Annotated in this window: 1 protein-coding gene and 1 pseudogene; both read left to right on the plus strand. The window is 65.6% G+C overall.

What is annotated here, in order from left to right; all coding sequences use genetic code 11:
• Window positions 1-35: 35 nt before the first annotated feature.
• A complete protein-coding gene (locus BGO16_RS04520) occupies window positions 36-1,475 on the plus strand; it encodes a UDP-N-acetylmuramoylalanyl-D-glutamyl-2,6-diaminopimelate--D-alanyl-D-alanine ligase (protein WP_292617402.1) in 1,440 nt (479 codons plus the stop codon).
• Window positions 1,476-1,483: 8 nt separating this feature from the next.
• A pseudogene (gene mraY, locus BGO16_RS04525) lies at window positions 1,484-1,832 on the plus strand (phospho-N-acetylmuramoyl-pentapeptide-transferase); the annotation flags it as partial.

Raw genomic sequence — 1,832 nt, forward strand, 5'->3', positions numbered from 1 at the left:
GAGGCGGCGGCGGCGGCGTTGGCAGCGAGAGTGGCATGAGCACGCAGCCGTTGTGGACCCTGGACGCGATGGCCGCAGCGATGCGCGCCGAACGTCGAGGGGCGTTGCCCGCGGCCATCACCGGCGTCTCCATCGACAGCCGCACCATTACCCCGGGAGAAGCCTATTTCGCGATCAAGGGTGACGTGCATGACGGCCATGCCTTCGTCGATGCGGCCTTGAAGGCGGGCGCAGCGCTGGCCGTCGTCGAAGCCGCGCAGCGCGACAATTTCGCTGCCGATGCACCTTTGCTGATCGTCGAGGATGTGCTTGCCGCATTGTGCGATCTGGCGCGGGCCTCGCGCGCGCGGCTTTCAGCGCAGGTGATCGCAGTGACGGGCTCGGTCGGCAAGACCTCGACCAAGGAAGCGTTACGGAGCGTGCTGGCCGCGCAGGGCAAGACCCACGCCTCGGTGGCCTCGTTCAACAACCACTGGGGCGTACCGCTGACGCTGGCGCGCTGCCCGGCGGACGCACGTTTCGCGATCTTCGAGATCGGGATGAATCACGCCGGCGAAATCGCGCCGCTGGTGAAGATGGTGCGGCCGCATATCGCTGTTATCACCACGGTCGAGCCGGTGCATCTGGAATTTTTCTCCGGCGTCGAGGCGATCGCCGACGCCAAGGCGGAGATTTTCGAAGGCGTCGAGCCGGGCGGCGCCGTCGTGCTGAACCGCGACAACGCGCAGTTCGCGCGGCTGCGGCAGTGCGCCGAGAAACTCGGCATCGCGAGGATCGTTTCGTTCGGCGCGGAGGAGAAGGCCGACGCGCGCCTGCTCGACGTGGCGCTGCATCCGGCATGTTCGGCCGTGCATGCCGGGATTTTTGGTCATGAACTGACCTACAAGCTCGCCATGCCCGGCCGCCATATGGCGATGAACTCGCTGGCGGTGCTGGCGGCGTCGTTGCTGGCCGGCGCGGACCTCGCGCTGGCGGGTCTTGCGCTGTCGCAGGCGCAGCCGGCTGCGGGACGCGGCGTACGCCATGTCCTGACCGTGCCGAACGGCGAAGCGACATTGATCGACGAGAGCTATAACGCCAATCCGGCCTCGATGGCGGCGGCGCTCAACGTGCTCGGCCAGGCCGAAACAGGTGCGCAAGGCCGTCGCATCGCGGTGCTGGGCGACATGCTGGAACTCGGCCCCGGAAGCGCCGATCTGCACCGCGGCCTGGCCGGGCCGATCAATGCCAATGCCATCGACATGGTATTTTGCTGCGGTCCCCTGATGCGCAACCTGTGGGATGCGCTTTCCTCCGGCAGGCGGGGCGGCTATGCAGAGGGATCGAGCGCGCTCGAATCGCAGGTGGTAGCGGCGATCCGTGCCGGCGACGTCATCATGGTCAAGGGCTCGCTCGGATCGCGAATGAAAGTGATCGTGACGGCGCTCGAAAAGCGATTTCCCGGCAACGCCGCGCACGACGGAGTCGCGGTTTAGGGTTTCACATGTTTTATTGGTTGATCGACCTTTCCAACACTGTTCCGGGACTCGGCATTTTCAAGCCGCTCCTGAACGTCTTTCGCTACATCACTTTCCGCACTGGCGGCGCGATGGTGACGGGTGCGCTGTTCGTGTTCCTGTTCGGCCCCTGGATCATCGACAACCTCCGCTTGCGCCAGGGCAAGGGACAGCCGATCCGCACCGACGGGCCGCAGTCGCATCTCATCAGCAAGAAGGGCACGCCGACCATGGGCGGCCTGATGATCCTGTCGGGCCTTGTGGTATCGACCGTGCTGTGGGCCAATCCGCTCAATCCCTATGTCTGGATCGTGCTCGCGGTGACGCTCGGTTTCG

This window comes from Nitrobacter sp. 62-23 (assembly GCF_001897285.1).
Classification (GTDB): Bacteria; Pseudomonadota; Alphaproteobacteria; order Rhizobiales; family Xanthobacteraceae; genus Nitrobacter.

Excerpts from the sequence above, each read along its gene's own strand:
- BGO16_RS04520 (WP_292617402.1), top strand. The coding sequence starts at position 36 with ATGAGCACGCAGCCGTTGTGGACCCTGGACGCGATGGCCGCAGCGATG.